Raw genomic sequence first — 26903 nt, 5'->3', positions numbered from 1 at the left:
TTCGTAAACTCAACCCAACCTACTGAGTTTCGGATTTCATAATTTAGTTTAACCTAGCAATCCATCGACCTCAATGCTAAAACCGATCAGGATTTGTTGGGTGCGGGCGGTATCGCCGGATCTAAATGTCAATATTTGATTTTGAGTCATCACGAATATTAAACGACTTTCGGGAAAAACTAACCAGACTTCCTGACAGCTAGATTCTAAATATTCCTGTGCTTTGAGAAATACATCTTCAGCGATATCGGTGGGTGAAACTATTTCGGCAACTAAAGGGAAACTTTGGGGTAAAGTGGCAAGGTTGCCAAATTGTGCAACTAATTCGGGTGTGAGATAAGCGACATCGGGGCGGCGAATTTGTCGGTTAGTGCGGCAAGGAACTTCGACATAAGCTTCTCCCCCTTGTCCGCTAGAATCTTTGTAAATTTTCCAAGCTTCCCCCAGGCTTAACTGAATTTTACCCGTCTTTAGTGTCATGCCATTTTTCTCCACAAGTTGGCCGTCTACCAATTCCATGTTATCGGGCGGAGCGACCGTGAACTCTTCTAGAGCTAAATTGTCTGATATTATGGTAGCAGTGACCATAGTTATTCCCTCGTTTTTACAAATCGGTTTCAGAACTTGCCTGTATGATGTTCGATCAAACCTTCACCAATGGCGCAAACTCCTCTAACTTCACTTGTAAGTCATCCACCAGCATTAAACGATACCTTTCGGTAGTTTTCAACTTGTGGAGAACATAACTAGCAAACTCATATCGCCACTTTTTTCTATCAAGTTCATTCGAGATGTTCAGCGCTCTGATTGATAGGTTGTAAGGGTATTCTTCAAAGTTGATCTCTTTATCATTTTCAAAATCATGCTTTCCTACTGTAAGAGTGATTGTTGAGTTACGAAACTCATACCAGTGGTCAATGCCATCAGAAACCAGCTCTAATTTTAGAGCCAATATAAACTCTAATTCTTTGATTAAATGTTCGATGTCCTGTGGAAAGTCTACAAAAATATCTAGTGTGCGAGACATAAAAACCTCCTTTATTGAAACTCAGTAAAAGTGATGTCATAGATATCGCCAATAATTCGGACGCTATCAATTTTTCCGCGTGTAATATTTTTCGCCCTCTGCAAACCTCGTTCAGCCTCAGCCTCTATCAACCCAGACACCCTAGCATCTATAATTATATCCCTAGCCTGTCCGCCTCGTCTAATCGAGTTGTTGATCTGATTTTTTACTGTCGCGCTTGTAGCACCGGCATCTAGACTTTTGAATTCAGTGAATTTTCCATCTACCTCAGCATCGGGATTTCTACCTCCATCGGTTTTTTCTACCAAGGCTTTAACATTTTTTCCCTCTTTTTCCAGAAATTCCGCGATGGCTCTTTCGGTTGCAGCAAAAGCTCTTTCTGATTCATCAATACTGCCACAATTAGCCGAATTTTGCTCAGGGGTTTGGTTAGTCCCGTTATTCACCATTTTTGGTTATTTAAAATTTTGGTGAATTATCGCACATTATGAGCCAAGTCACTTGAGAAAAAGAACCGGGTTTCTCACTTAGTCAATACTTTGAATTAGTTTAATGTTATTCCTCAGCCATTCATTGACCAAAACTTGAACCTCAATCTTTTTGCTATCGGCAATTTTAGTCACAAATTACTCGACATTGGATATCAGCATTACTTGTGTCAACTCCTTTCTGCCTAAAGTCTGTAATTCCTAGTTCTAAGCTCTCTATTGATACTATTTCACTCGCTATATTTTCCTTGGTTTATGTCACATTATCTTACATCAATTGGAATATTCTTGATAAATCGTATGAGTTCCTGTAAATCAATATAAATAAAATATAAAATAGCCGCGTTTCCTAGTCTCAATTCTCCGTATTTGATACCCCTTTTTTCTTGAAAGTTTGTTAAGTCTTGGTCAAAAGAAACAACATATCTGGGCTTGAAATTTATCGTACCATCATCATTTTTACTTATTGTATTCATCACTTCTTTGTAAACATAGGATTTTACATAGCTTTCTATGGTATCCTTTTTTTTAAACTCAATTTCAGTTTGAATCTTATCAGGATCTAACTCTTCATAAGAATTAATTCCTCCTTTATCTTTAAAAAAATTATCTAAAATTGGATAAATAAACTCTTCATTCACTATTTGCCGAACTTGCGGATTTAGTGAAACAACTGGATTAAAAATACTGATAACACTACTCGCAGAATTATGTTTAATCATACCAATCCTTGCTTAATATAAAAATCTTGAAGTGTTTTGAAATTAATTTTCACCAGTTTAATCTGGCTTTTGTTAAAGTAAGTATTATCTACTGGATGTCTCTTTTCAAACTCTAACGGATCATTAGAGAAATAAGGTATCCAAAACTCACTTTCAGTTTTTACCTCCCAATTCTGCTGTACCGACCATTCATAGACTAACTGTTTCTGTATATCATCTTTTACTTTGTTCTCACCATTATTATCAATATAGTTTTGTGAGTACCTTTCATAATCCCAAATACGCATATACTTGTAGTCGATAATTTTAATAGAGGAGCCAACAGTTTGCTTTAAAAATTCTTTAAAAAATTCTAAATCTTCATTAAACATATATCTAGGTCGAATATTTACCGTACTTGGTTTATTTGGTTCACTCCGAGAAAGTTTCATATATTTATCGAAGATTTCTGGATAACTTATTTTTAGGGAAAGCTTTACCAGTCTTACTCGAAAGGCTGGCTTGCCTTCTTGCAAACCTATTGAAGTGGCTTCATAAAACTTCTCTATTTGGTTTTCTTTCTCTTTCAATACTAAATCAGGACGCAAGTAACGTACTCTTGTAAACTTATTTAATTTCAATTCAAATGGATTAATGGGGTATTCATTTGGGAATTGTTCAAGATATCCTCCAATATCTGCAAACATTGCTCTTTTTTTATATTCAGGTGTATTGAGCACATAAGTTTGGCACATATCCTCCCATATATCATAGAAACTGCTAAAACCCCAGTAAATACCTTTATTATCTTCTTGTCGCTCTCCGTATAAAAATGCCTCTACTGCTTCAAAAAAATGCCAATAATCATCATCTTTATAGGCTGTTTTAGTGTCAATATCTTCTAGTGTTTCCCTCAAAATATCTACGGTTTCGGCAAATGTATCTTCGCCAAATAAACTACTGTTAGGTTGCAAATAGTTTTCTTTAAACTCCTCGGCAAGCTCGGCAGCCCTATCGGAAATATTTTCTAATTCTTCCAACTCTCTTTTGATTTCGGTGTAAATAAAACAAAAAAGTTGTAAAATTGGCGGACTTTCTTTGATTAAAATATTTTTAGCAATATTCATTTCGTCAATATAAATCACATCCTTATCAAGATAGATAGCTTGGTGCATATACCGATGAATCTTTGAGTAGTCAATTTCGGGGCTTCTCATTTGTTTTTTTTCTAAAGACGAAATTCGCAATTCATCATACCCCTCAATTATTTTATCTAACGAATTTAGTTTGCCATAAAAAACTACCTGTTCATTATTTTCATTAATAAAACTAAATCCGTTTTCATTTTCAATAATTCCGTCTCTATCAATAGTTATGTCTTTGCTCTGCATATCATTCTGTTTTCTTTGCAGATACGTTTTGAACGTTCGGTACATCTTGAAGAAGAAACCTTTGACTAGGTTAAAATCTGTATGATCAAAATCATCAAATCCTAACGGAAGCCAAAACTCTAAGCGATCAGTTTCCTTATTTCTCTGAAGACCGACGAACGAATAGCTACTGTTGCCACGTTCTTGATCGGTTTTAATGATATCTATTTTACTGAGGTCAAACATTTACAAAATCAATTACTTTTTTAACAAATTTTTGAACAACATCTTTTTGGGTAAACTGTCCAAATGTAACTAAATCTCTTTCTCTTTCAGTCATTCCCAAAAGTTTAGTCAAAGGCTTACGATTGTTACTAAAAACACTATCCCAGATAAAGAACATCAATTTATTTTTGATGTGTTCTTCCGTTATAATTTCTTCATTAATAAAGAAGTAACCAATCTGTTTATCCTCAATTTTCCTGACTGTTTTGTAATGACTGCGGATGAATTCATTTAACTTATCAACAAAATCATTCCATGCACAAGTATCATTGTTGTAAAGTTTTACTCTTTTGCTGGACACTACGTTTCTTTGGTTGTCATCCTCAATATTTACAAACTCCCAATCCCAACGACGTTTAAAGGCACTATCCATGAAATAGATTGAGTTATCAGACGTATTCATGGTAGCCAAGAATGATAGATTTGGGGGCAATTTAATTTTGCATTCTTGAAGTCTAACCCTTTTTTCTTCGCTTAAATCGCTGAAAATATAGTCAAGATATTTATTGTAAGTTTCCTCTTTACAAGAATCTCCATCATACTCAAATGAGTATCCCTTGTCTTTAGAAAGAAAATATTGTTTAAAGCTTATTGCTTGCAACAATCCAGTTTTTTCTAAATCTGAAATTGTTATTGGATATTGTGACCAACCGTTTTTGTTTCTATCAAGAAGTTGAAATACAGTACCAAAAATTGCTGCTGAGTTACCTCTATTAATTTCATCAATGACCAAAACAACATTTTCGGGTTGTTTGATTATCTTACTATGTTTTTGTTTTAGAGTAGACCTTTCTTCGATAGAGAAATCTTCTTGACGGGTTTTTCCGATTTCTTGCTTGTATTCTTCTGTTACTTCTTTTTTATCCTTTTCATACTTAATACAGCTTATTATTATATTTTTGTATGCTTTAGCTAGTGCTTTTAAAAAATGTCCTGAGTAGTATTTATACTCAACCTTGCCACTATCGTCAGTTAATGGCATCAGTTTACCCATGAAATCACCATAGGTGTATTCTGGGTGAAACACAGTTGGAATAATATTTGATTGGTCAGTTATCTTCAACTCATCAGGAATTATTATATTTTCAACTCTATAACTTTTGCCTGTTCCGGGGCTTCCGAAAAGAATTTTTTGAATGGGACTATTGGGCATAAGGTCTAATCGTTTTTTGGGAAATTGATAATTATATTGGCGCTCGCAAGACAGTCAAAACACAACCATCTTAGTGAAAAAACATATTCTTAAGAGATTATAGCGGTTTTGGAGTCATAAGTAAAATGCAATTATTGAATTTGCCTTCTGACTTCTGTGATAAGTCCTAGAACCGCCTTCTTGCTATCCTTCACCAACGCGATCGCAAAATTTCTCTGCCAATTCAAAGAATAGCCGAACCTTCGCCCCCTCATTGCCTGCGTTTCTGACTTGGGCTAAGAATTGGGCTAAGGGAGCGCGATCGCCCCTAGCCCCCTTAACAAGGGGGGGACAAGAGTTCAGACAGCATTTAGAAATGTTCCAGCAAAGATTTCTCTTGTGCATAAACCTTTCGCAGCGACTCCAGGGCGATCGCACTTAACATCAATTTAATCACCCCCACCAAATTTCCCCACTCCAACAATTCAGAAACACAAACAGCTTTCTGAAATCTATCCGCATAGAAATCCACCCAAAAATCCGGCGCGTGTCTCTCTTTCTGACTCGCTATCCGGCGCTTCCAATAACCAAAATCTAAACCAGAGGGCGATTCCACTCCCAAAACTGGCGGAAAGTCGGCATAACTCACAAACCGACTCATCCCTTTAGCGTGCACGTACAGGATATGCGCCCAGCACTCGAAGCGATATATTTGTTCTACCTTGATTTTCAGCAGCCGCGCGATCGCCTCTTTCGTCACAAACCGGCTCAATCTGTGTCTGGGGGTTGATTTTGGTCGAAAGCTTGCTAACATAGTTGGTACATCCCACTTGATGGGAATTTTCAATGGTTGGTACATCCCACTTGATGGGAATTTCAGATGGTTAATAAATCCCAGTTGATGGGATTTGAACTTTGATAGGCGATCGTCCTTGAGTTTTCCAGGCCTAGGGGCGATCGCTTTTTACAGTATAATTGTATGACTTATATCAATCATCTGTCAAGAGGTTATGGGTTTAATTAGATTGCGGGTTCGAGAGTTTGCTGCTGAGAAAGGCTGGACGATCAAAGAGGTTTCAGAGCGATCGGGCGTAGTCTACAGCACGCTGAGAACCTATGCCCGATCGCCCGGATTAGCAACAGTTGACGTGACAGCCTTGCACAAGTTGGCGAGGACTTTTGATGTGTTGATCGAAGATTTGTATGAGATTGTGCAGGAGTGAGCGATCACTCTTTACGATAAAATTTTATCCCAGAGTAAATCTAGTTTTTTGTCAATGGGTTTAATTAGATTGCGGGTTAAAGAATTTGCTGCTGAGAAGGGCTGGACGATCAAAGAGGTGTCTGAGCGATCGGGAGTCATTTACAGCAGACTCACCACCTATTCACGTTCTCCGGGAATGGCAATGGTTGATTTTACTTGTCTGCTGAAGTTGGCACGTACTTTGGACGTGATGGTGGAAGATTTGGTTGAGGTCGTCAAAGAGTAGCTTTTGGCTGAAACCAGGCTAATATCATAGATAAATCCTTTTTCAAGGGATTTGAATCGGCGATCGACCGTCAGTTGTGCAGACCTTGGGGCGATCGCTTTTTGGGATAAAACTATCCTATGATGGTACACCATCATTTGTCAAGTATGGGTTTAGTCAGGCTAAAAGTCAGAGAATTCGCTGCTGAGAAAGGTTGGACGCTGAAAGAAGTTTCAGAGCGATCGGGAGTAATTTACAGCACCGTCAGACACTACGCCCGCTGTCCGGGAGTGTCCACCATTGACTTCATTTCCATACACAAATTGGCCCGAACCTTTGATGTGATGATTGAAGACTTGGTGGAAATTGTGCAGGAGTGAGCGATCGCTTTTACGAACTAATTATCCAGTCAATATTACTCGACAGTTGCTAGCATCTGATTGACAGACACGCTTTGTTGTAGCGCTTCCCAATCCGATGTAACAGGTTGGTAAGAACAGTAACACACCACAATTCGCTCCTCAGTATCAGAAGCAGAAAACTGCTGAACGCGAGTAACTACCCAATCTCCATCTTTCCCGTGGGTGACTCCATTACCGGGGTCAGATAAATTTTCATAATCGCGGGTTTTGTCCCCTACTTGAGGAATTTCTGGGTTTTCTTCCCAAGTCCAATTTTCCCAAAGTATATTAGTGAGACCGCCCCTCGGCATAAGCTGACGTTGTTCCCAGCCGGGAGCACTCATGCTTTCGGTTTTGTAGACAATCCAGATTTTTTTGGCCATTTTTCCTCCCTTTCCTTTAATCTTGGTAATCTTGCCACATATCCTGAAATAATAACTTTTTTAATGGTTGAGTTGCTAGAAATCCCCCAAGCACAAAACGTAGTTGTTACAGACGACGCGCTAACAGTCGATCTATCCGATGGTCGTACTATTTCTGTTCCTTTAGCTTGGTATCCTAGGCTATTGCATAGCACACCAAAGGAACGCAATAATTGGCGATTTATTGGTGGAAATGATGGAATCCACTGGCCTGATATTGACGAAGACATTAGCATCAAAAATATTATTCTCGGTAAACCATCTGGAGAAAGTAAGAAGTCATTTCAGCGGTGGTTAGAAGAACGTAAAAAATCCGATAGAACCTGAGTATATCGCCTAAAATAAGTTAATTCAGCAAAAAGTCATAGTGAGATATAAGCAAGGAGCGATCGCGATGACATTAACTACAGCAAAATGGACAATAGATCACTACCATAAAATGATCGAAGCCGGCATTTTAAACGATCGCAAAGTCGAATTACTAAATGGAGTAATAGTCGAAATGGTACCCGAAGGAACGGCGCATACTTATTTTAGCGATCGATTTGCCAACCGATTGCGAGTCGCATTATCTACGAGAGCCCAAATTCGCGAAGCCAGACCGATTACTCTGCCAAATAACTCAGAACCAGAACCCGATATTGCCGTCGTTCAACCTCTCAACGATATCTATCTGGAACATCACCCATATCCAGAAAACATTTTTTGGCTGATTGAATATGCTGATTCCAGTTTGACTAAAGACTTAGAGGAAAAAAGCAAGATTTATGCAGCAGCCGAAATTCAAGAATATTGGGTTGTTAACCTGCGCGATCGACAATTAATTGTGTTTCGCTTCCCGGAAGGCGATTTTTACCAGCAGCGAAATACTTTCCGAACGGGCACCATTGAACCCCTTGCTTTTCCCGATCTTACCATCCATATTTCTCAACTAATGAACAGGTAAATTATTGCCACCATACATCCCACATTCCGCACCCCCAACTGGCACACTACGAATTTTGGTTATTCGATCGCCTGAAACTGCCGATCGTTGCCACGAGTGATCGGTATCTTTGTATAAAAAAAAACTTAATTTTCGATCCAACTCCCGAAAAAAACGATTGTGACAGTCTCCGTGCGGAATGTGGGATATCTCAAGGTAAGTTTAGATCGTCGAATTTTTTTGTATTTTTACTAAAAAAAAGCGCCTGAGTTCCCTCAGACGCATACCATAAAATTAACAAATTGTCAACCCTAACCTAACCATTCAAAGCCTCAGCACCGCCGCAAACTTCCAGGATTTCCTGAGTAATTGCCGCTTGCCGCGCCTTGTTATAAGTCAGCGTCAAACTACCGATCAAATCGCTAGCATTCTCACTAGCATTGTTCATCGCCGTCATCCGCGCCGCCAACTCGCTAGCAGCAGACTCTTGCAAAGCCCGCAGCAATTGGTTGTTCAAATACAAGGGCAAAAGAGCCTCCAGAATTTGCGCCGGATCTTGCTCGAAAATCATGTCTCTGGGCAAGCTCTTCATAGGTGAAGCAACCTTCTCGCGCGATACTTGAAACTGTCCGCCTTGCGATGTCAAGCGGAAGATTTCATCATCGGGAGTTTCCAAACCTTGGGGGTCGAGGGGTAGCAAAGTTTGAATTACCGGACGCGAACTAATTAGGGACACAAACTTGGTGTAAATTAGCTCAACTCTGTCCACAGTTCCCGACAGGAACAAAGAAAGCAATTCGTCAGCAATTTGCGCGGCTTCCGGTGCTGTGGGAATTTGTTCTAAGTTAGCGTAAGTAGCATCGATCGGCTGTTCGCGGCGCTGGAAATACTGAGTAGCTTTGCGTCCTACCAACACGTATTTGTAGTCTAAGCCTTCAGCTTTGATTTCCTTAGCGCGATTTTCGGCGTATCTGATGATGTTGCTGTTGTAGCCGCCACACAAACCCCGATCGCCCGAAACTACCAACAGTCCCACAGATCGCACTTCGCGTTTTTTCAGCAGCGGCAAATCCAGGTTTTCAAACTGCAAGCGTTCCGCCAAACCGTATAATACCTCTGCCAGTCGATCGGCAAAAGGTCGAGTAGCAGTCACCTGTTCTTGAGCGCGGCGCACCTTAGCGGCGGCCACCAAGCGCATTGCTTCTGTAATCTTTTTAGTGTTCTTGACCGACTTAATGCGATCGCGAATAGTTTTCAGATTTGCCATAACTTTCTCCTTAGTTCTTAGCCTTTATTTCCGAGTTTTTAGTTCCTAGTCATCAATTTTTAAGCTTAGCTACGGTAGATACACGGCACCGTGTCCTTCTTCGTGTCAACTTAAGACCGAAACCACCTGTATCTCTCGTTTTTTTCAAAGTCTCGATCCCCCTAAATCCCCCTTAAGAAGGGGGACTTTGAATGCTCTTGTCCCACCCCCTCCCTACTCCCCTTATTAAGGGGGAGTAGGGGTTGAGTAGGGGGCAAGCTAAGGGGGGATCTGTGACTTAACTGGGGACTTTGAATGCTCTTGTCCCCCCCTTATTAAGGGGGGCTAGGGGGGATCTGTGACTTAACTAATGACCAATGACTAATGACTGATGACTAATGACTAATTACGCAGAAACCAAGAAACTTTGCTTGTATTCAGTGATGCCTTCTTTCAGCAGCTTCTCAGCTTCATCAGTCAAAGCCTTTCCGCCTTGAACAATTTCGCCGTACTTCGGCTTGCTAGTCCGCAAATAGTCGCGCAAACCAACAGTAAACTTGCTGACTTTTTCCACTGGAATGTCATCCATATAGCCGTTAATACCGGCATAGATTACAGCCACTTGTTCGTTCATCGGCAGAGGCGAACTTTGCGGCTGTTTCAACAGTTCCCGCAAGCGCTGACCGCGCGACAATTGATTCTGAGTAGCTTTATCCAAGTCAGAAGCAAACTGAGAAAATGCTGCCAGTTCTTCAAACTGCGCCAATTCCAGTTTCACCTTACCGGCTACTTTTTTCATAGCCTTAGTTTGAGCCGCCGAACCTACCCGCGATACCGAAATACCAGGGTTTACTGCGGGACGCAAACCAGCGTTAAACAAGTCAGAAGAAAGGAAGATTTGACCGTCGGTAATCGAAATTACGTTCGTCGGAATGTAAGCAGAAACGTCACCAGCTTGGGTTTCGATAATTGGCAAAGCAGTCATGCTGCCTTCGCCCAAATCGTCGCTCAATTTAGCAGCGCGTTCTAGCAAGCGAGAGTGCAGGTAAAACACGTCTCCGGGATAAGCTTCGCGACCGGGAGGACGGCGCAGCAACAGAGACATTTGGCGGTAAGCTTGTGCTTGTTTGGAAAGGTCATCGTAAATGACCAAAGTGTGCTTGCCTTTGTACATGAAATACTCGGCTAAGCTAGCACCTGTGTAGGGAGCCAAGTATTGCAGGGTTGCGGGGTCGCTAGCGTTGGCTGCTACTACGATCGTGTAGTCCATCGCGCCCTTTTCTTGCAGGACGTTGACGATGTTAGCTACTGTAGAAGCTTTTTGACCGATCGCCACGTAAACGCAGATCACGTTTTCCGATTTTTGGTTAATAATCGTGTCGATCGCGATCGCAGTTTTACCGGTTTGTCTGTCACCGATAATCAGTTCCCGCTGTCCTCTTCCCACCGGAATCATCGCATCAATAGCGGTAATTCCTGTTTGCATCGGTTCGTAAACAGAACGGCGAGAAACAATCCCCGGTGCCGGAGATTCAATCAAGCGAGATTCAGTAGTTTTAATTTCTCCTTTGCCGTCAATCGGACGGGCCAAAGCATCAACTACCCGTCCCAACATTGCTTCACCCACGGGGACTTCAGCAATTCTGCCAGTAGCAGTAACTGCCGAACCTTCTTGAATGCCGAGGCCTTGGCCCATCAACACTGCACCCACGTTATCTTGTTCGAGGTTCAGTGCAATACCCACGGTGCCGTCGGCAAATTCTAGCAATTCTCCAGACATGGCTTTATCCAAGCCATAAATCCGGGCAATGCCGTCGCCTACTTGCAGAACAGTACCGACGTTAGAGACTTTTACGTCTTGGTCGTACTGTTCAATTTGCTGGCGAATAATGCTGCTAATTTCGTCAGGTCTGATTGCTGCCATGTCAGTTGTTTTTTGTCAGTTGTTTGTTGTCAGTTGTCAGTTATCAGTTGTTCAAAACTACCAACCGTTAACTGCTAATTAAATTAGCTAATAGTCATCAGCTATTAACTCTCAGGAATTCAAGCGAATTCCTAGACGGCGCAATTGTCCCCGCAGGCTGGCATCAATTACTTGAGAGCCTACTTTGATTACCACACCGCCGATTAAATCTGCGTCTATTTTGGTTTCAATTTCTACGCTTCTAGCGCTGGTCATCGCCTGCACTTTCTCGCGAACAGTCTGCTGTTGAGCGTCTGAAAGCGGGACTGCCGATGTAACTTCAGCCAATACTGTTTGGTTTAGTTCTCGGAGCCTTGCCAAGTATTGTTTGCCAATTCCTTCTAAAAAAAGAATTCTTCCTTTGTCTACTAATAGCTTCAGAAAGCTGTGCATCAAGGGGCTCATTTCTTCACCCGCTATTTGCCCAATTACGGCTTTTTTAGCATCCGGTTTTATCAGCGGATTGGCTAAAAATTGACGCAAGTCTTCCGAACCTTCTAGCAGGCTCAGCAAGGAACGAATATCTTCGCCGAACTTCTCTGAGAGATTGTTGGACTGAGCCAGTGACATCAAGGCAGATGCGTAAGGCTGTAAGACTTCTGTGCTGACTGTACTCACGTTTTAGCCTCCCAGTAACGCAATGCTGCGATCGATTAATTGGTGTTGAGCGCTGTCGTCTAAGCTAGTTTTTAGCTGGCTTTCCACCTTTGCTAATGCCAGAGATACAACCGCCGATCGCAGTTGGGCGATCGCTCTTTCCCGCTCCGCTTCCAACTCTTGACCTGCTGTTGCTCTCATGCGTTCAACGTCTTGCGCTGCCTGAGCTAGAATTGTTTCTTTTGCTTTCTTGGCAGTTTCTTCAGCAGCGGCACGAATTCGTTCGGCTTCTGCTTGCGCTTGAGTCAGTTTTTGCTGTTGCTCTGCTAGAGCTGCTGCTGCATCTTTTTGGCGTTTTTCTGCTTCTTGAATCGCCTCTTGGATGGCCGAACGCCTCTCTGTCAGGATTTTACCTACAAATCCGCGCCCGAAATAAAACAGCACTGCAATAATAATGACCAGGTTAATCAGGTTGGTTTCTAAAATATCGAAATTTAAACCGAAACCACCTTCGCCGCTAGCTTCTGTGGCTAGCAATAAAACAGTCCCCATGATACTCTTCCATAATTGCGCGTGCAGATTGGGTGAAGCGATTTTAGATTTGAGATTCTATCAAAAATCTAAAACTCTTCGGCTCGCTATTTGGCCAGCGACTGCCCTAATAGCTTTTCGAGAATTTGGCCGCTGAGCGCGTCTACTTGTTGTTCTAGTGAGCGCATTGCTTCTTGCTTTTGCTGCTCTATTTCTTGCCCAGCCTTTTCTCGCGCGACTTGAGCTTCTTGTTGAGCCTCAGCTACTTTTGCTGCCCCAATTTTTTGGGCATCAGCTTGAGCAGCAGCAATTACTGATTGAGACTGTTTGCGAGTTTCTCCCAGTTTTTGCTCGTACTGCTGCGCTAGTTGCTGAGCTTTTGCCAAGCGTTCTTGGGCGGAGACTTGAGTGTTGCGAATGTAATCGGCGCGATCGTCAATTGACTTGCTGAGCGGCTTGTAAAAAATTACATTCAAGACTGCGACTAGAATTAAAAACTGCACCGCCATCAGAGGCAGCGTAGCATCTATATCAAACAGTCCCCCTTCCTTAGCCGCTTCTTCAACTGCTAGTAATACTGTCCAGTGCATCATGATTTTTTGACGGCTTCCATCTAATTCGCTTAATCGATTTTAGATTTGAGATTTTGGATTAGAATCGCCAAAACCTCAAATCTAAAATTTCCAATTATTATGCGAAGGGGTTGGCAAACAGCAGCACTAGGGCTACGACCAAACCGTAAATTGTGAGCGCTTCCATGAACGCCAAACTCAACAGCAAGGTGCCGCGAATTTTACCTTCTGCTTCCGGCTGACGGGCAATCCCTTCTACAGCCTGACCTGCTGCATTACCTTGACCGATGCCAGGGCCGATTGCGGCTAAACCTACTGCCAAAGCGGCGGCAATTACGGAAGCGGCAGCAACTGTTGAGTCCATGATGATTTTCCTTATCTAAAGTACAAAATTGAGAACAGAAAGTCTAGAGAATTGTCCGATTTAACGGGAGTAAGTTTGAGTTCAGAAATTTTATTTTTCCTCCTTCATTCTTCGCCGTTTATCGTTAGTTAATCGTGGTGTTCTTCGCCGTGACCGCCTTCTAGAGCTTCACCTATGTAGGCGGCGGCTAAGGTAGCAAAAATCAAAGCTTGAATTGCACTCGTAAATAGTCCCAGAACCATCACTGGCAGAGGAACAAATAAAGGCACTAGCAAGACTAGCACTCCGACCACCAATTCGTCCGCAAGAATGTTGCCAAACAAACGGAAACTTAGGGACAGAGGCTTAGTGAAATCTTCTATGATTTTGAACGGCAACATGAAAGGCACCGGTTCAACATAGTGGGCGAAATACCCCAAGCCGCTTTTGCTGAGACCTGCATAAAAATATGCTAGAGAAGTCAGCAGTGCAAATGCTACCGTCGTGTTGATGTCAGCGGTAGGAGCTCCCAATTCGCCTGATGGCAGCTTAATCAGCTTCCAAGGAATTAGAGCACCAGACCAGTTTGACACAAAGATGAACAGAAATAATGTACCAATAAACGGTACCCAAGGGCGATATTCTTTTTCCCCAATTTGGTTTTTAGCCAAGTCCCGAATAAATTCCAGCGCATACTCCATAAAATTTTGCATTCCGCTGGGAATTCGCTGGATTTTGCTGGTTCCTAAAATCGAAACTACGACTAAAACAGCAATTACAAACCACGAGGTTAGAAAAACCTGTCCATGAACTTTCAGATTGCCGAGTTGCCAGTACAACTGCTGGCCAACTTCCAATTTGGCGAGGGGGAAACGATTAAAGGTGTTTAGAACGTCAAGCATTGCCATTCAACGGGCTTCCCCATACAAATCGATGAGTTGAGTTTTGCTCTTCTTACCTGACTTACCTGTAATCTAGTGCTAATGCACTTCGGATCACGTAAACCATCAGCGCAGCTTTGTAAGTCAGAAATCCCAAAAATATCGGTAAAATCTGTAGCTGATTCCACTGTGTTCCTACTATCATCACCGCGAAAAACAAACCGAGCCTTGTCTTGCTGATGCGTTGATTTTGGCTGCCGATTCGTTCAACGTCTCTAGCCAACATCTTTAAGTAAACCACACCTGTGCTCGCCCCAAGCAAATAATTCAGGGCAATATTGAGCGAGTAAAAAATCCAAACGGAGATAAAAATAATCGCCGTAAAAGCAAGGGTGTACGCCAACAACTCTTGTTGGAGGCGATAAAAGTCTTGCATGGGATTCGTTGTCTCGGACGAGACTGTCGAGACTGTCGAGACTGTGCCAGCTTGAGGAATATCCTCGGTTGCTGGTGTGGGTTCGGTGGGTGTGTTTTGCGTGTTCACGAAGCTCAGAAACTAATGCAGGTAGCAGGCGAGTGCTTTGCAAACTCAGAAAAATCATACCACGCTGCGGTAACAATACTTAAAATAAAATTAATCATATTTTCAGAATTTGGTGTCTGGCGCTTCGGAAACCTCAAGCCGTTAAATGTCCGATCGACCTCACCCTACCTCTCCAACCGCCCGATCGCACTATATTACACATTGTTCTCGTTTCTCTCACTAAGCAAATCTCACTTAGTGAGAAGTGAGAAAGGCCGATCGCCCGAATCGATGAGGTAACTCTCCCTTGTCTGCCTCTGCGCGCTACAAGAGTTAATTCAAATTACTGGTTCCTAGGCTCTGCCTGGGAACCTATATCCAGAGGCTCTGCCTCGCCCGGTAACGAGTAGAAATTAGATATTATTCAATAATGCCAAACTCTCGAACAGCGGGGAGAAAGTTTTTATTCTCGTGGCTCGATCGACTAAGCTTAATCAAAGCAAATCGCTGTAGAGGCTGCAAACTCGCCCACTGGGCCAAAGAAATTGTCACGCCGAGCTCTTGCGCTTTTGCAGAAACCGACTCCGGTACAGTTGCAGCGTCCATCCACGGGGGATTTTCATCAAGCGCCAAATCAGTTCCCGGTTTGCCTGTGTTTTGAATTAATACTTGGTTTAGCTGTTCTCGGTAATCGATAATTTCTGCTTCTGTTAAGCAAGGTTTCTCTACAAGCATTTGACGTTCTGCTTGGTTAAAATGATTCCAATCCTGCAACTTTAATTTAATGCCGCAAGTATCTAATTTGAGACGTACCTGCATCGGAATGCAGCGCAGGGCTTCTACAAAGTCAGCTTCAAATTCAAAGAACATAAATATACAAATTTGTGAATGAGATTTTTTTTATTAACCGCAGAGGGCGCAGAGGGCGCAGAGTAAGAGAGGGGGGGGAAGGTGAAAAGAAATTGATGCAGGTTTATTGCTCTCTATCAATAATTGCAGAAAATCGAGTCAGCATTTATAATTAAATAATATTACAAACTATTGACATGGATACCGTAGACTACCTTCGGATTAGCTTGATTGACCGCTGCAACTTCCGCTGTCTCTACTGTATGCCAGAAGGTAGCGAGTTGGACTATGTATTGCAACAGCAGTTGTTAACTCACTCGGAATTGCTAACTCTGCTGCGGGAAGTTTTTATACCCGTGGGATTTACCAAGTTTCGCTTGACTGGAGGGGAACCCCTGCTGCGGCCTGGGGTGGTGGAATTGGTAAGGTCGATCGCCTCAATGCCCGAAACGCGAGATTTGTCAATGACAACTAATGGCTTTTTGTTGGCGGGAATGGCGGAAAATCTCTACAATGCTGGTTTGCGCCGGATTAATATTAGTTTGGATTCCCTGGAACCGGAGACTTTTGATAAGATAATTGGCAGTCGGGGACGATCGCGATGGACGCAGGTTTGGGAGGGAATTCAAGCAGCTTATCAAGCAGGATTCGACCCGCTGAAACTGAATGTTGTGGTAATTCCCGGTGTGAATGACAGCGAAATATTGGATTTAGCGGCGTTAACAATTAACCGCAATTGGCACGTCCGTTTTATTGAGTTTATGCCGATCGGGAATGGGGATTTATTTGGCGATAAAGGTTGGGTAGCATCAGCAGAATTGCGGCAACAAATTAGCGACAAATACGGGTTAGCCGAGTCGGGAGTGCGCGGAAATGGGCCGGCGGATGTGTTTCAAATTCCGGGGGCGAAGGGCACTTTAGGATTTATCAGCCAAATGTCCGAGTGTTTTTGCGATCGCTGCAACCGGATGCGTTTGTCTGCTGACGGGTGGCTGCGGCCTTGTCTGCTGAACGAAACTGGTCAAATTGACTTAAAAACTGCTTTACGGAATGGGGTGTCTACAAGCGAATTGCGCGATCGAGTGCAGCACATATTAGAGATTAAACCGGAGATTAATTTCAAGCAGCGAGATTCGGGAACTACTCAAGGAAATTACAGCCGCACCATGTCTCAAATCGGCGGGTGATATCAATTCCGATTTTAGTATTCCCTCGATATTCTCTCCCCCTCTCTGTAATCTCTGCGTTCTCTGTGGTTAATTATAAATCAGGTTTTTAACGATGAACACCATCTCGATCGCCATTTCAGACCGGCTGATGCTGAAACTACAAAAAGTTGCTGCCCAGATGAATGTATCCATCGAAGAATTAGTCTTGATGAACATTGAAAGCTCGATCGCGCAACGAGAAAATCCCGCAGCAAATACCGATCGAGATATTCGCAATCAAAATGCTGAAATTGCGATCGAGGTAATTGACAAGTTTTATACTCTTGCTACGGAATGGCAGAGTGAAGTTGGGGGGATGTCTTCGACAGCTCAAATGTCTCAGCATCCTGCATATCAGGAAATTATTAATATGGGTTCTCAAGTCGTACCGCTGTTGCTATCGGAACTGAAAAAAAATCCCCTTTACTGGTTAGCTGCATTGAATGAAATTACGGGTGAAAATCCCATTAAACCGGAACAAAGGGGTAGGGTAAAACAGATGGCATCAGCTTGGATAGAGTGGGGGAAAGATCGAGGCTACGCGATTGAAGAGAATGTATAGAAGACCGGAACTTGAAATTAAATGGCCGAACTTGTCTCGCACTGATTATCGAGTTACTAGCCAAAAGTCAGAGGAATATAACTGCTTTGCGTGGGCTGCTGGTGAAGAAGATCGCTGGTGGCAACCGATACCTGGAGAGCAATTCTATTGGCCAGAAGGCGTGCCGCAAGAGGAGACTTTAGACGCATATATTCAGGCTTATCAAACACTGGGATATGAATTTTGTAATGGTGATATATTAGAAGCTGGATATCAGAAAATAGCAATATATGTTGACTCTAGCGGTATCCCAACTCATGCAGCCAGACAGTTACCTAATGGTAAATGGACAAGTAAACTTGGATGGTTGGAAGATGTTGAACACGAATTGGATGGATTGACAGGCGACAGGTACGGAGTTGTCGGTCAAATTCTTAAACGTGCGATAAATTAGGGAAGAGCAATTATAGCCGCACAATACGCATGGGGCCCAGAAACCGGGTTTTTTTACCAAATTACTTGGTTGTACCGACAGATTAGGTAAAAAACCCGGTTTCTTTGTCGGAGTGCGTCCAGGATTGTATCTATCCGCCCGCCGCAAAAGCAAGGCAGGCTTTGATGTCTGCCGAAGTTAATTCCGAAAAATCTTCCAGAATTTCTGCTTCCGTCATGCCACATGCGAGATATTCTAAGATGTCGTAGACGGTGATTCGCATTCCCCGAATACATGGTTTGCCACTGCGTTTTCCCGGTTCAATTGTGATGAGGTCGTGGTAGTCCATAAAGCAATATTTTGTACTAATAAGCGTAATTATAACTGCAAAAAATCCTGATTTGTTTAGGTCAGGATTTCAGGTTTGAGCAAGTTGGGATAAAAAAACCTGACGTTGAAAATAGCCAAGGCGGATCAGTTTTCTCATGGTCTGCGGCAAAAGCAAGACAGGCTTTGATGTCTGCCGAATTTAGTAGGGTTTTCCACCAATAAGACTCCAAAATTGGCGGCAGTCCGATCGACACGGGGCGATCGCCCCGACACCACAGGCAAGGCTACAAAATGCACCATCTGGCGGGGTTTAGCGGGTTTGGGGATGATTCCACCTTTGGCAGTGGCAAGCGCGTCACAAGCGCACAACTCGCGGGTCTAGTGTGGGTTTAGCGGCATCGGTCGGAGTGTTGGAGCGGTGGCAGGCAGTGTCGAGCGATGGCAGGCAGTGTCGAGCGATGGCAGGCAGTGTCGGTCGGGGTGATCGGAAAAGTCGAGCGGTGGCGGTCTAGCTTTTTTGCGTCACACTCACGACTGAGAACCCACAGCTTTTTTAAAAACTGGATGCACTGGGACGGTTGGCATTAAAATTAAAGTTATGGTTGCCAAACCCAATTTATATTTCCAAATCCTAAACCTGATTTTTTAGGAATGAAAAGTTTCGGTGTAAATACGGGAGGAAGGGAAACATGATATTTAATAACGTTTTCACCCTCATTTTCATTTACAGGTTTTTTGTAATACTCGAAAAGTAAACACATTAAAGCAGCCGTAGAAGTTAATGTATTAGATAGATTTGCTAAATGATAATTAGACACTATATCATTCGCGCGTCCATGTTTTACATCATTATGGTCTTTCCACCATTGAGGTGGATTTTCGGGGGTGTTCCAGGCTGTCCAAGGAGTGAAATTTAAACTATAAGCTGGGCAATCAATAGTTTGGTTTGGTAATTCGCGGTAGGTGGAAATGTTCATTATAGCTTGTTGTTTTTTCTTAATATCTCCCTTGATATTATTTACAGAAGAGTTTTCTTTTGCAAGAATAATCTTAAGTGTATTTTCACATTCAGCACAAGCAGCTAAAAATATTCTAAGTAATTCAGTAGAAAAAGTTTGAGTATTATTCACAACATTGCTATCATTAACACCAGTAAATTCAATATAGCGTGATGTATTAATCAAATCTGTTTCTAAATTTAAGAAGTATTGCCAGTAATGATAATTAGTCATTGTTTATCTCTATAGGACGTTCTTTATTGTGATTATAACATAGTACATTTGGGGGCCTGTGTCAATCCATTTGGGATTTGGGATTTTACCAGGCTCTAGTTCAAGTAGGGTGCGTCAGTTCGTAGATTGTCGATTTTCACCGAAAATAAGGACAACTGACGCACCCTACGGCTCAACTGAAACTTGTAGGGTGCGTCAGTTCGTAGATTGTCGATTTTTACCGAAAATAAGGACAACTGACGCACCCTACGACTGACAGGATAGATATACCCATTAATGTTAAGTTTTGTTACACCATTCAACATTTCTGGATTATGTTATATTACTATGTGCCTAAACAATGCTATTTGTAATTAAAGTCTATATGTTTTTTAAAAGAAGCCTTGCTTTTTCAATTTTAAGTTTGATCCTAGTTAGTGGCTGTTCAGCGCCATCAGTTCAGATATGTGGATTACGAATTGCTGAAGGCGAAAAATTACCTGTGCGTACTAACAACAGAGAATTGATTAATACTTTAGCAACTATCGATCAGGCAGACAAAGCAAGAAGAGAAGGCAAAGTATCTTCCTTTTCTATGAATGAGAGTAATGATGGGGCATTATTACTAGCTAGTAGTCTAAACTTAATAGGGATTGGCTCAGATGGTCAAAATTTAATTTTAAGACGAGCGAAAGATTGGGAGTCTAACGAAGCGCTTCGCGCTCAAATAGAACCTGCTCTTTGCCGAACTAAATGAAAGACTTACTTGTACTCTTCTTTTTAAGTAGGTAGGCAAAATTAATTGTATGTTTTTGTGTTGATTTTACTTAACCACCGATTTTGTAGGGACTTGGCATGCTAAGTCCCTACAACTAATAATAAAATATACAATTAATTTTGTGTAGGTACTTAACAGTTCGCTACACCAGGGATACGGCGATCACCCTCGCCACTCGCTGCGGATTAAAAAAAGACCTCCTGTTTTTTAACTGGTTCCCAGGCTAGAGCCTGGGAACCGAGATCCAGAGGCTCTGCCTCGCTAGCGGATAAAAACAAAAACAGGAGGCAGATGCTCATGGAATGTGTTCCCAAGCTCTAGCCTGGGAACGAGCAAACACCTACGCTTTGCGCTTCCGACGGCGAATCAGCACACTCATCACTTGCTTCGGATTAGCTGCACGTTGTAGGGGACTCCAATCGCCAACTTGGGCAAATCCCAGCCGGTACAAGGTGAGTATGGTTTCCCTGACACCCTTGGGCGAACCTGTCACCGTTACACAAACCACATCCTGTTCCGATTCTGCTGCTGAGTCGTCATTTGGCCGATCCTCTTCGATGGCTGCGCTAACGAATTTGTTGTCGTCAGGCAAGAATTCCTGTGACCGAGAAAATGGGATGCCAGCCCCGTCCTTTTAGGACGGCTTTATGCTATAGTTTAATTGGTTGAAATCCCCACCTAAGATTGCAGCGATATATACTCATCTTGAGTTGAAACCGGGACTGATCCAGTAATAGGGAAAGACCCAAGGGCAATGGTTAAAATCCAACCTGGAAGCAAAACAAAGTATTGTTAATGTTTTTTAAACAAAACGATACATATAGTCGGGATAGGGCATTGCCACGACTTAAAATGAACATGGAGGCTGAGTAAGACTACTTCGGTAGCATTGGTCGGTGAAGTGTTAAGAATCCTCTCGCCTTTAGGCAGGGGAGTATGTCAAATAATTATGTTCTCCTGGTTTTAGGTTTTCTAGAAAAACCCAAAAACCCAGCCGCCCCGCTTTTCAACGCATAGCAGGGCGGCTACAGAGAGTGTTATCATACTCCGTTAGCCTCCAGACTGCTGATACCAGTTTGGCGGTTAGCTGTCCATTGCTGTTACCAGCAGCTTTGGGCAGTGCAACTAGATTTTTGGGCGACGCGGGCTACTTCCTCTACAAGCAAAGCAACCTCTAACTTCAAAGCGTAGCCGCAGACGGGGGCCTGTGTCAATCCATTTGGGATTTTAGGAGTAAGATAAAATGAACCACGAAGGCACGAAGGACGCGAAGGAAGAGAAAGAAGCAGATGCAGTTCTTCCTTCGCGCACTTCGCGTCTTCGCGGTTCGTTCACATAATGAAAAAGCCCTATAATTTCGGTGTGAGCAAAATTAGCTGTTTTGATAAGATCGATCGCACTTCATCCAATCCCATCTCCACATCCGCCAAAATCTCCCCAACACTCTTCCCACATTTACCTTGCCCAAGCGAGGTTCCCTCTTTCTCCCCCCCTTGATAAGGGGGGGCTGGGGGGGGTACACAACCTTGCAAAAACTCATATTCCGCACTTGACAAATTGAGCAATTGGTAATTGCAATCAAACACTTGTTGACTCGGCCAACCGTGCATACAACCACTCAACTCTGGAATTGCCGCCAAAAATGCCTTATCGTCCGACCAATCAATCTTATTAACAGGCTTTTTGCCCAAGAAAAACTCGTAATGAGTAATTTCCGTATCCAACAATTCAATTAATCGATAAAGCTCCCGTTCCGTCAAACCCTGAGCTCTTTCTATCAATTCCGGCGCTTTCCCCAAAAGTCTTTCTAACTGCCAATATCCAGGATTTGAGAAACCGATAAATTCCAATCCCGAAGCGTCAATTAACTCGAACAAAGTCTCGATATTGTAGTCAATTTCCTGCGGGTGAACGTACATATCAGCAAAACATTCGTCCCGCTGATTTTCTCCTGCCCAACGCTGTTTTTCGTACTTGACAAGACGGTTGTTTTCTGGTAAGGAAGCAAAGATTTGACGGCCGACTTTCACACCATCGGGATAGTCACCTTTTTGCGGGCCTTGGAGAAGGGCGATCGCCCTTTGCATCAATTGAATTTCCCAGCGTCCGAGCTCAGCATACACAAAAATGTGCATCAAACCGCCCGCCGCCAACTTCGCCGCCAGCGCTTGAATGCCCCGGATCGGATCGGGTAAGTGGTGCAGCACGCCCACGCAGTTGATCAAATCAAACTCGCCCTCTAACTCAGCCGCATCGTACAGGCTGAGGTGGCGAAAATCAGCTTCCCGCGCTCCCGTTAGCGAAGCCCTCGAAGAGGATCGGCGACAGCGTTCTTGTGCTACCTTCAAAGCACCCGCACTCAGGTCGATCGCCGTTACCGAAGCTTCAGGATTGAGGTGAATCAGATAATCAGTGCTCGAACCAGTGCCGCAGCCAGCATCTAAAATCCGAACATCTAGTTTGGGCGGCTTTTGGCCAGTGCAAAAATTGTAAGCATCAGGCCAACTCCAGCGCCAGTTGTACCCAGGGGGCGGTTCATCGGACAAAGGATCGGGCGGGAAAGGGAAAGTATCGTACAGCCGCCGCACGGCAGCACTGATATCGGGTGTAGTATCCATAGGTGACATTTGTTGCGCTTGGGGATTCGGGATTGGACTGACAACTGACCGCTGACCACTGACCGACAGCAATTTGATCCGCGCCCCCGGATTTATCGGTGGGGTCGATTCTTCAATCTAAAATCTAAAATCTAAAATCTAAAATCGGTTGACAGCTTCTGCGTAATAAAACTTATCATTTTTTCTCATATAAGCTCTCTTAAATCTATACAATAAATCTCGACAGGCTTTTTAACAAACGAGGACTGTCAATAGCCCACCGCTGAACTGTCGGGTAAAGCGGAGGCGTCTTTCCGCAGAAAGTCAACAGCCCCGAAACAGGCAGAAGAAAATTTTTGATTTTCTTTTCCTTTAATTCAAGGCACTGGCTGCGATCGCCCAAAGGCAACTCTCCTGCCGAGTCTTTTTTTCCACGGGTATGCCGGCGGAGTGCAGCGGAGGGAGTACCCCGTGCCTGCCTTCGGATCGGACATTTCCCCGCAGGCAGAAAGATGAAACCAAAACATTTTAATCTAAGAAAGTAAGCGCGCCCGAACCTCGTGACAGGTAAAGGCAAAAAGTAAACAAAGCAAAAATACCTACTTTGACCTGCATGAGAAGGCAAGGTTAGTCTGGTTAAATGCTGCAACGATTTAGATAGGGAGCTAAGGAGTCTAATGACTGTAAAAGCAAGTGGTGGAAGCTCGGTTGCGCGTCCGCAACTATATCAAACTGTACCGGTCGCAACAATTTCGCAAGCAGAACAGCAAGACCGCTTTCTACAGCGGGGCGAACTCAGCGAACTGGCAAGTTATTTCAGTTCAGGGGCTCTTCGGATCGATATCTCTGCGACGCTGACCCAAAACTCGGAACTGATAGTATCCCGCGCAGCCAACCGGATTTTTACCGGCGGTTCCCCGCTGGCATTTTTGGAAAGACCACAAGAACCTGCGATGGCTGTAGCAGGCGCGGCTCGCGGCGGCTCGGGCAATGTCTCTGAAGGCATGAAACTGGGAACTGTTACCTACGTTGAAGGTCGCGCAGGCGGCGGCAACGGCGGTGGCGGTGGCGGCGGATTCTTAGGGCTGGGAAATCTATTTTCTGGCAACGGTGGCGGCTACAGCGGCCCAATCCCAGCAGGATTTCAGCCGATCAATGTCTCGCGCTACGGCCCGGGCAACATGACCAAATCTCTGCGGGATTTGAGCTGGTTTTTGCGTTACATCACCTACGCAATTGTCGCTGGCGACCCGAACATTATTTCGGTGAACGTGCGCGGATTGCGGGAAATCATCGAAAATGCTTGCTCTTCGGCGGCCACAATTGTGGCAATGCAGGAAATGAAGGCAGCATCTTTGGGCTATTTCCGAAACAATGCAGAGGCAAGTGCGATCGTCGGACAGTATTTCGACGTAGCAATTACCGAATTCAAAGCTCCCACACCTTCAGACAAGGTGCGGCAGCGCGAAAGCAACGACCAGCAAGGGCTGCAACTGCCTCAAATCTACTTCAACGCAGCCGAGCGCCGATCGAAATTCGTCATGAAAACCGGTCTGTCTTCGGCAGAAAAGCTAGAAGTAATCAAAGCAGCTTACCGCCAAGTATTCGAGCGCGATATTACCCGCGCATACAGCCAAAGCATTTCTGACTTGGAATCCAAGGTCAAAAATGGCGAAATCTCGATGAAAGAGTTTATTCGCCGCCTTGGCAAATCTCCTCTGTACCGTCAGCAATTCTACGAGCCGTTTGTCAACAGCCGCGCTGTAGAACTTGCCGCCCGCCACTTCCTCGGCCGCGGTTTGAGCTCGCGGGAGGAATTTAGCAAGTATTTTGCGATCGTCAGCAAAGGCGGCCTGCCAGCCCTCGTAGACGCGATGGTCTATTCCCAGGAGTATTCCGATTACTTCGGCGAAGAAACAGTGCCTTACCTGCGCGGTTTGGGCCAAGAAGCTCAGGAGTGTCGCAACTGGGGCCCGCAAATTGATTTGTTCAATTTCAGCGCTCCGTTCCGCAAGGTTCCTCAGTTCATCACCTTGTTTGCAGGCTACACCCAGCCTCTGCCAGACCAACACGTTTACGGTGTTGGCAATGACCCCTTAGAAATTCAGTTTGGCGCGATTTTCCCCAAAGAAACTCGCAATCCCAAGAGCCGTCCAGCTCCCTTCGGCAAAGACACTCGCCGCATCCTGATCCGTCAAGGTGCAGGTATTGACAATCAGTTGAGCAATCCGGCGGCTCGCGGTGCTGCTCCGGGTTCTCTGGGCCCCAAGGTCTTTAAATTAGACCAGTTACCGAGCAACTATGTTGCTTCCAAGAAAACTGCCCGCGGTGTCTCCAGCAGCTACAGCAATGCTTCCAGTGTCAAATTTACCGAAAGTTCCACCCAAGCTGTGATTCGGGCAGCTTACCTGCAAGTGTTTGGTCGCGATGTGTTCGACGGTCAGCGCCAAAAGGTAGCGGAAATTAAGCTGGAAAACGGCGAGATTCCGATGCGCGAGTTTATTCGGATGTTGGCGAAGTCTGACGTGTTCCGCAATATGTACTGGAGCAAGCTCTACGTTTGTAAGGCGATCGAGTACATTCACCGCCGACTCCTGGGACGCCCTACCTATGGCCGTCAGGAAATGAACGCTTACTTTGACATTTGCGCCAAGAAGGGTTTCTACGCGCTGGTCGATAGCATCATGGACAGCATGGAGTACAACGAAGCTTTCGGGGAAGATACAGTGCCCTACGAGCGCTATGTAACTCCCGGTGGTTTGTCGATGCGGACGATGCGATCGGGTTCCGTCGCTGAGCAAAATTTCCAAGCTCAGACGCCCGAAACTCCTCGATTTATCGAACTCGGCACTGCGCTCGATCGCGGCGAATTCGAGTTACAAAATAGCCTCGCTCAAGGTGTCAGCAAGCGGCGCGAACAAACTAAGGTGTTCAAGCTGACGACTACTTCGGACAAGGTAGCTTTGAAAACTTTAATTCAAGCTGCTTACCGTCAAATTTTTGAGCGCGACATCAACCCGTATGTTGTGAAGAATGAATTCACGGCGCTGGAAAGCAAACTGGGCAACAATGAAATCAATCTCAAGGAGTTCATTGAAGCTTTGGGCTGCTCATCGCTGTACATCAAACAGTTCTACGCACCTTATCCCAATACTAAGGTGATTGAGTTGGGAACCAAGCACTTCTTGGGTCGCGCTCCCCGCAATCAAGCGGAGATTCGGACGTACAACCAAATCTTGGCAAGTAAAGGGATTAAGGGCTTTATCAACGCGATGTTGAACAGCGTTGAATATGCCGAGGCGTTTGGCGAGGATACTGTTCCTTACCGTCGCTTCCCGACTCTGCCGGCTGCGAATTTCCCGAATACCGAAAGGCTGTACAATCAACTCACTAAGCAGAATGGTGAGTTGGTGGTTCCAAGCTTTGAGCCAGTAGCTGCTACTGACAGAAGCTAGATTGATTTGAGGTTTTAGATGTTAGATTAGCAATAATTTAACATCTCAAATTAGTTGAAGGGCTGGTGTAATTGCCAGCCCTTTTTTATTACAGGTTTGAAGTAAGGGCTATTTTTCTATCTTTACCTCAATTCTGTCAGAATCCCTAAAACTTATGTTTAGAGGATCGTCCTCAGTTTGTAGTCGCGCTGTAACCTCTATTTCTCCATCAATGGATACGTGAGAATCTGGCTTCCTATATTTAAGTTCTGCACACTCAAAATAGATAACAGATTCTAACAATGAAAGAAGATACTCTCTTAATTCCTTCAGATCGAAGTCCTCAATCAAAATTATGTGACCGCTTTTTAACTCAATTTCAATCTTATCGTATGTCCCATTAAACTTTGTTCCCTGGGGATCAGCCAACTCTTTTCCGGTTAGTTGAGTGTAGCGTTTGGCTAGCTTGCTATGAGGGTAAAGAGTCCCTATCTCTTTTGCTGTAAACTCGATAGATTGAATCTCAGTAATATCAAATATGTGAGTGTTGTTGATGTTGATAAATTTTCCCATCCTGCTTCACCGAAAAATTTCATAATAAACCATTATCTAAGAATATCGCTCCACAACAAAGAAGATTATTCTC

At 43.9% G+C, this 26903-nt stretch carries 33 protein-coding genes; 11 read left to right on the top strand and 22 right to left on the bottom strand.

The genetic code is table 11. The features are described 5' to 3' along the window. Window positions 1-48: 48 nt before the first annotated feature. The 7 genes from QUB04_RS10320 to QUB04_RS10290 form a co-directional block, all read right to left on the bottom strand. Window positions 49-588, bottom strand: a complete 540-nt coding sequence (locus tag QUB04_RS10320; protein WP_333283890.1) for a Uma2 family endonuclease — start codon at window positions 586-588, stop codon at window positions 49-51. Between the two features lie 55 nt (window positions 589-643). After that, entirely contained in the window at window positions 644-1027 is a 384-nt protein-coding gene (locus QUB04_RS10315; protein WP_333283887.1) for a hypothetical protein, read from the bottom strand. Between the two features lie 11 nt (window positions 1028-1038). Then, window positions 1039-1476, bottom strand: a complete 438-nt coding sequence (locus QUB04_RS10310) for a CdiA C-terminal domain-containing protein (RefSeq protein WP_333283885.1) — start codon at window positions 1474-1476, stop codon at window positions 1039-1041. A 302-nt stretch (window positions 1477-1778) separates the two neighbouring features. Then, the gene (locus QUB04_RS10305) at window positions 1779-2237 is read right to left on the bottom strand and encodes a hypothetical protein (RefSeq protein ID WP_333283884.1); all 459 of its coding nucleotides are present in this window, start codon (window positions 2235-2237) and stop codon (window positions 1779-1781) included. Then, window positions 2234-3832, bottom strand: a complete 1599-nt coding sequence (locus QUB04_RS10300; protein ID WP_333283882.1) for a hypothetical protein — start codon at window positions 3830-3832, stop codon at window positions 2234-2236. Before QUB04_RS10300 ends, QUB04_RS10305 begins: the two co-directional genes overlap by 4 nt. Continuing rightward, window positions 3825-5024 carry a restriction endonuclease gene (locus QUB04_RS10295; protein ID WP_333283880.1) on the bottom strand — a complete coding sequence of 400 codons (1200 nt, stop codon included), beginning with the start codon at window positions 5022-5024 and terminating at the stop codon, window positions 3825-3827. The genes QUB04_RS10300 and QUB04_RS10295 overlap by 8 nt, the downstream gene beginning before the upstream one ends. A 349-nt stretch (window positions 5025-5373) precedes the next feature. Further along, window positions 5374-5862, bottom strand: a complete 489-nt coding sequence (locus QUB04_RS10290; protein ID WP_333283878.1) for a hypothetical protein — start codon at window positions 5860-5862, stop codon at window positions 5374-5376. A gap of 151 nt (window positions 5863-6013) precedes the next feature. Between QUB04_RS10290 and QUB04_RS10285 the strand changes: the two genes are divergently transcribed. The 3 genes from QUB04_RS10285 (at window position 6014) to QUB04_RS10275 (ending at window position 6852) form a co-directional block, all read left to right on the top strand. Beyond that, window positions 6014-6226 (top strand): helix-turn-helix transcriptional regulator, encoded by a 213-nt coding sequence (locus tag QUB04_RS10285; protein ID WP_333102803.1) that lies wholly within the window; start codon window positions 6014-6016, stop codon window positions 6224-6226. A 54-nt stretch (window positions 6227-6280) separates the two neighbouring features. Beyond that, complete coding sequence (locus QUB04_RS10280; protein ID WP_333145052.1) at window positions 6281-6493, top strand: helix-turn-helix transcriptional regulator; 213 nt, start codon at window positions 6281-6283, stop codon at window positions 6491-6493. 146 nt (window positions 6494-6639) lie between these two features. Then, complete coding sequence (locus QUB04_RS10275) at window positions 6640-6852, top strand: helix-turn-helix domain-containing protein (RefSeq protein WP_106149042.1); 213 nt, start codon at window positions 6640-6642, stop codon at window positions 6850-6852. A gap of 35 nt (window positions 6853-6887) precedes the next feature. On the opposite strand, the gene QUB04_RS10270 is transcribed toward QUB04_RS10275, so the two are convergent. After that, a complete protein-coding gene (locus tag QUB04_RS10270; RefSeq protein ID WP_333145053.1) occupies window positions 6888-7256 on the bottom strand; it encodes a hypothetical protein in 369 nt (122 codons plus the stop codon). A 63-nt stretch (window positions 7257-7319) separates the two neighbouring features. On the opposite strand from QUB04_RS10270, the gene QUB04_RS10265 reads away from it, so the two are divergent. Beyond that, entirely contained in the window at window positions 7320-7622 is a 303-nt protein-coding gene (locus QUB04_RS10265; protein ID WP_333145054.1) for a DUF2442 domain-containing protein, read from the top strand. A gap of 40 nt (window positions 7623-7662) precedes the next feature. Next, entirely contained in the window at window positions 7663-8241 is a 579-nt protein-coding gene (locus QUB04_RS10260; protein WP_333283876.1) for a Uma2 family endonuclease, read from the top strand. Window positions 8242-8536: 295 nt separating this feature from the next. On the opposite strand, the gene QUB04_RS10255 is transcribed toward QUB04_RS10260, so the two are convergent. The 9 genes from QUB04_RS10255 to QUB04_RS10215 all read right to left on the bottom strand — a co-directional run bounded on the left by QUB04_RS10255 (window position 8537) and on the right by QUB04_RS10215 (window position 15746). Then, window positions 8537-9487 carry a F0F1 ATP synthase subunit gamma gene (locus tag QUB04_RS10255; protein ID WP_333283874.1) on the bottom strand — a complete coding sequence of 317 codons (951 nt, stop codon included), beginning with the start codon at window positions 9485-9487 and terminating at the stop codon, window positions 8537-8539. Between the two features lie 385 nt (window positions 9488-9872). Beyond that, on the bottom strand, window positions 9873-11390 hold the full coding sequence (gene atpA / locus QUB04_RS10250) for a F0F1 ATP synthase subunit alpha (RefSeq protein ID WP_333037344.1): 1518 nt from the start codon (window positions 11388-11390) through the stop codon (window positions 9873-9875). 111 nt (window positions 11391-11501) lie between these two features. Next, on the bottom strand, window positions 11502-12047 hold the full coding sequence (gene atpH, locus QUB04_RS10245; RefSeq protein ID WP_333233762.1) for an ATP synthase F1 subunit delta: 546 nt from the start codon (window positions 12045-12047) through the stop codon (window positions 11502-11504). A 3-nt stretch (window positions 12048-12050) separates the two neighbouring features. Continuing rightward, a complete protein-coding gene (locus QUB04_RS10240; protein ID WP_333225261.1) occupies window positions 12051-12578 on the bottom strand; it encodes a F0F1 ATP synthase subunit B in 528 nt (175 codons plus the stop codon). Window positions 12579-12664: 86 nt separating this feature from the next. Continuing rightward, window positions 12665-13150, bottom strand: coding sequence for a F0F1 ATP synthase subunit B' (locus tag QUB04_RS10235; protein ID WP_006631106.1), 486 nt, complete (start codon window positions 13148-13150; stop codon window positions 12665-12667). A gap of 97 nt (window positions 13151-13247) precedes the next feature. Beyond that, a complete protein-coding gene (gene atpE / locus QUB04_RS10230) occupies window positions 13248-13493 on the bottom strand; it encodes an ATP synthase F0 subunit C (protein WP_242717122.1) in 246 nt (81 codons plus the stop codon). A gap of 128 nt (window positions 13494-13621) precedes the next feature. Further along, window positions 13622-14380: a F0F1 ATP synthase subunit A gene (atpB, locus tag QUB04_RS10225; RefSeq protein ID WP_242717111.1), complete on the bottom strand. Its 759-nt coding sequence runs from the start codon at window positions 14378-14380 to the stop codon at window positions 13622-13624. Window positions 14381-14435: 55 nt separating this feature from the next. After that, window positions 14436-14897, bottom strand: a complete 462-nt coding sequence (locus QUB04_RS10220) for an ATP synthase subunit I (protein ID WP_333102792.1) — start codon at window positions 14895-14897, stop codon at window positions 14436-14438. A 399-nt stretch (window positions 14898-15296) separates the two neighbouring features. Further along, a complete protein-coding gene (locus QUB04_RS10215; RefSeq protein WP_333283872.1) occupies window positions 15297-15746 on the bottom strand; it encodes a nitrate reductase associated protein in 450 nt (149 codons plus the stop codon). A gap of 176 nt (window positions 15747-15922) precedes the next feature. Between QUB04_RS10215 and moaA the strand changes: the two genes are divergently transcribed. The 3 genes from moaA to QUB04_RS10200 all read left to right on the top strand — a co-directional run bounded on the left by moaA (window position 15923) and on the right by QUB04_RS10200 (window position 17928). Further along, the gene (moaA, locus tag QUB04_RS10210) at window positions 15923-16912 is read left to right on the top strand and encodes a GTP 3',8-cyclase MoaA (protein WP_333283870.1); all 990 of its coding nucleotides are present in this window, start codon (window positions 15923-15925) and stop codon (window positions 16910-16912) included. A 94-nt stretch (window positions 16913-17006) separates the two neighbouring features. Further along, on the top strand, window positions 17007-17495 hold the full coding sequence (locus QUB04_RS10205; protein WP_333283869.1) for a hypothetical protein: 489 nt from the start codon (window positions 17007-17009) through the stop codon (window positions 17493-17495). Next, a complete protein-coding gene (locus tag QUB04_RS10200; RefSeq protein WP_333283867.1) occupies window positions 17488-17928 on the top strand; it encodes a DUF7689 domain-containing protein in 441 nt (146 codons plus the stop codon). The genes QUB04_RS10205 and QUB04_RS10200 overlap by 8 nt, the downstream gene beginning before the upstream one ends. Before the next feature lie 130 nt (window positions 17929-18058). Here the strand turns inward: QUB04_RS10200 and QUB04_RS10195 are convergent, their stop codons facing one another. Both QUB04_RS10195 and QUB04_RS10190 read right to left on the bottom strand, forming a co-directional pair. After that, window positions 18059-18256 carry a DUF433 domain-containing protein gene (locus QUB04_RS10195; protein ID WP_333283866.1) on the bottom strand — a complete coding sequence of 66 codons (198 nt, stop codon included), beginning with the start codon at window positions 18254-18256 and terminating at the stop codon, window positions 18059-18061. 577 nt (window positions 18257-18833) lie between these two features. Next, window positions 18834-19469, bottom strand: a complete 636-nt coding sequence (locus tag QUB04_RS10190) for a hypothetical protein (protein WP_333283864.1) — start codon at window positions 19467-19469, stop codon at window positions 18834-18836. Between the two features lie 340 nt (window positions 19470-19809). Between QUB04_RS10190 and QUB04_RS10185 the strand changes: the two genes are divergently transcribed. Then, window positions 19810-20205 (top strand): hypothetical protein, encoded by a 396-nt coding sequence (locus tag QUB04_RS10185; RefSeq protein ID WP_293206210.1) that lies wholly within the window; start codon window positions 19810-19812, stop codon window positions 20203-20205. Window positions 20206-20566: 361 nt separating this feature from the next. On the opposite strand, the gene QUB04_RS10180 is transcribed toward QUB04_RS10185, so the two are convergent. Beyond that, window positions 20567-20818 (bottom strand): hypothetical protein, encoded by a 252-nt coding sequence (locus QUB04_RS10180; protein WP_333283861.1) that lies wholly within the window; start codon window positions 20816-20818, stop codon window positions 20567-20569. Window positions 20819-21260: 442 nt separating this feature from the next. Between QUB04_RS10180 and QUB04_RS10175 the strand changes: the two genes are divergently transcribed. Further along, entirely contained in the window at window positions 21261-21404 is a 144-nt protein-coding gene (locus QUB04_RS10175; protein WP_333283859.1) for a hypothetical protein, read from the top strand. Window positions 21405-21575: 171 nt separating this feature from the next. Here QUB04_RS10175 and QUB04_RS10170 read toward each other — a convergent pair whose 3' ends face one another. After that, window positions 21576-22844: a class I SAM-dependent methyltransferase gene (locus QUB04_RS10170; RefSeq protein ID WP_333283857.1), complete on the bottom strand. Its 1269-nt coding sequence runs from the start codon at window positions 22842-22844 to the stop codon at window positions 21576-21578. A gap of 656 nt (window positions 22845-23500) precedes the next feature. Between QUB04_RS10170 and QUB04_RS10165 the strand changes: the two genes are divergently transcribed. Next, on the top strand, window positions 23501-26278 hold the full coding sequence (locus QUB04_RS10165; protein WP_333283855.1) for a phycobilisome rod-core linker polypeptide: 2778 nt from the start codon (window positions 23501-23503) through the stop codon (window positions 26276-26278). A gap of 108 nt (window positions 26279-26386) precedes the next feature. Here the strand turns inward: QUB04_RS10165 and QUB04_RS10160 are convergent, their stop codons facing one another. After that, a complete protein-coding gene (locus QUB04_RS10160) occupies window positions 26387-26830 on the bottom strand; it encodes a hypothetical protein (RefSeq protein ID WP_333283853.1) in 444 nt (147 codons plus the stop codon). Window positions 26831-26903 lie beyond the last annotated feature (73 nt).

It is taken from the genome of Microcoleus sp. D2_18a_B4, assembly GCF_036702475.1.
Lineage (GTDB): Bacteria > Cyanobacteriota > Cyanobacteriia > Cyanobacteriales > Microcoleaceae > Microcoleus.
Note: the sequence above shows the minus strand (reverse complement) of the source record. Positions and strands in the feature narration are given on the sequence as shown.

Excerpts from the sequence above, each read along its gene's own strand:
- QUB04_RS10275 (WP_106149042.1), top strand. The coding sequence starts at position 6,640 with ATGGGTTTAGTCAGGCTAAAAGTCAGAGAATTCGCTGCTGAGAAAGGT.
- QUB04_RS10270 (WP_333145053.1), bottom strand. The coding sequence starts at position 7,256 with ATGGCCAAAAAAATCTGGATTGTCTACAAAACCGAAAGCATGAGTGCT.
- atpE (WP_242717122.1), bottom strand. The coding sequence starts at position 13,493 with ATGGACTCAACAGTTGCTGCCGCTTCCGTAATTGCCGCCGCTTTGGCA.
- QUB04_RS10255 (WP_333283874.1), bottom strand. The coding sequence starts at position 9,487 with ATGGCAAATCTGAAAACTATTCGCGATCGCATTAAGTCGGTCAAGAAC.
- QUB04_RS10280 (WP_333145052.1), top strand. The coding sequence starts at position 6,281 with ATGGGTTTAATTAGATTGCGGGTTAAAGAATTTGCTGCTGAGAAGGGC.
- moaA (WP_333283870.1), top strand. The coding sequence starts at position 15,923 with ATGGATACCGTAGACTACCTTCGGATTAGCTTGATTGACCGCTGCAAC.
- atpA (WP_333037344.1), bottom strand. The coding sequence starts at position 11,390 with ATGGCAGCAATCAGACCTGACGAAATTAGCAGCATTATTCGCCAGCAA.
- QUB04_RS10165 (WP_333283855.1), top strand. The coding sequence starts at position 23,501 with ATGACTGTAAAAGCAAGTGGTGGAAGCTCGGTTGCGCGTCCGCAACTA.
- QUB04_RS10240 (WP_333225261.1), bottom strand. The coding sequence starts at position 12,578 with ATGGGGACTGTTTTATTGCTAGCCACAGAAGCTAGCGGCGAAGGTGGT.
- QUB04_RS10285 (WP_333102803.1), top strand. The coding sequence starts at position 6,014 with ATGGGTTTAATTAGATTGCGGGTTCGAGAGTTTGCTGCTGAGAAAGGC.
- QUB04_RS10235 (WP_006631106.1), bottom strand. The coding sequence starts at position 13,150 with ATGATGCACTGGACAGTATTACTAGCAGTTGAAGAAGCGGCTAAGGAA.
- QUB04_RS10320 (WP_333283890.1), bottom strand. The coding sequence starts at position 588 with ATGGTCACTGCTACCATAATATCAGACAATTTAGCTCTAGAAGAGTTC.
- QUB04_RS10315 (WP_333283887.1), bottom strand. The coding sequence starts at position 1,027 with ATGTCTCGCACACTAGATATTTTTGTAGACTTTCCACAGGACATCGAA.
- QUB04_RS10305 (WP_333283884.1), bottom strand. The coding sequence starts at position 2,237 with ATGATTAAACATAATTCTGCGAGTAGTGTTATCAGTATTTTTAATCCA.
- QUB04_RS10295 (WP_333283880.1), bottom strand. The coding sequence starts at position 5,024 with ATGCCCAATAGTCCCATTCAAAAAATTCTTTTCGGAAGCCCCGGAACA.
- QUB04_RS10160 (WP_333283853.1), bottom strand. The coding sequence starts at position 26,830 with ATGGGAAAATTTATCAACATCAACAACACTCACATATTTGATATTACT.
- QUB04_RS10205 (WP_333283869.1), top strand. The coding sequence starts at position 17,007 with ATGAACACCATCTCGATCGCCATTTCAGACCGGCTGATGCTGAAACTA.
- QUB04_RS10195 (WP_333283866.1), bottom strand. The coding sequence starts at position 18,256 with ATGGACTACCACGACCTCATCACAATTGAACCGGGAAAACGCAGTGGC.
- QUB04_RS10290 (WP_333283878.1), bottom strand. The coding sequence starts at position 5,862 with ATGTACCAACCATTGAAAATTCCCATCAAGTGGGATGTACCAACTATG.
- QUB04_RS10190 (WP_333283864.1), bottom strand. The coding sequence starts at position 19,469 with ATGACTAATTATCATTACTGGCAATACTTCTTAAATTTAGAAACAGAT.
- QUB04_RS10170 (WP_333283857.1), bottom strand. The coding sequence starts at position 22,844 with ATGGATACTACACCCGATATCAGTGCTGCCGTGCGGCGGCTGTACGAT.
- atpB (WP_242717111.1), bottom strand. The coding sequence starts at position 14,380 with ATGGCAATGCTTGACGTTCTAAACACCTTTAATCGTTTCCCCCTCGCC.
- QUB04_RS10215 (WP_333283872.1), bottom strand. The coding sequence starts at position 15,746 with ATGTTCTTTGAATTTGAAGCTGACTTTGTAGAAGCCCTGCGCTGCATT.
- QUB04_RS10200 (WP_333283867.1), top strand. The coding sequence starts at position 17,488 with ATGTATAGAAGACCGGAACTTGAAATTAAATGGCCGAACTTGTCTCGC.
- QUB04_RS10310 (WP_333283885.1), bottom strand. The coding sequence starts at position 1,476 with ATGGTGAATAACGGGACTAACCAAACCCCTGAGCAAAATTCGGCTAAT.
- QUB04_RS10300 (WP_333283882.1), bottom strand. The coding sequence starts at position 3,832 with ATGTTTGACCTCAGTAAAATAGATATCATTAAAACCGATCAAGAACGT.
- QUB04_RS10265 (WP_333145054.1), top strand. The coding sequence starts at position 7,320 with ATGGTTGAGTTGCTAGAAATCCCCCAAGCACAAAACGTAGTTGTTACA.
- QUB04_RS10185 (WP_293206210.1), top strand. The coding sequence starts at position 19,810 with ATGCTATTTGTAATTAAAGTCTATATGTTTTTTAAAAGAAGCCTTGCT.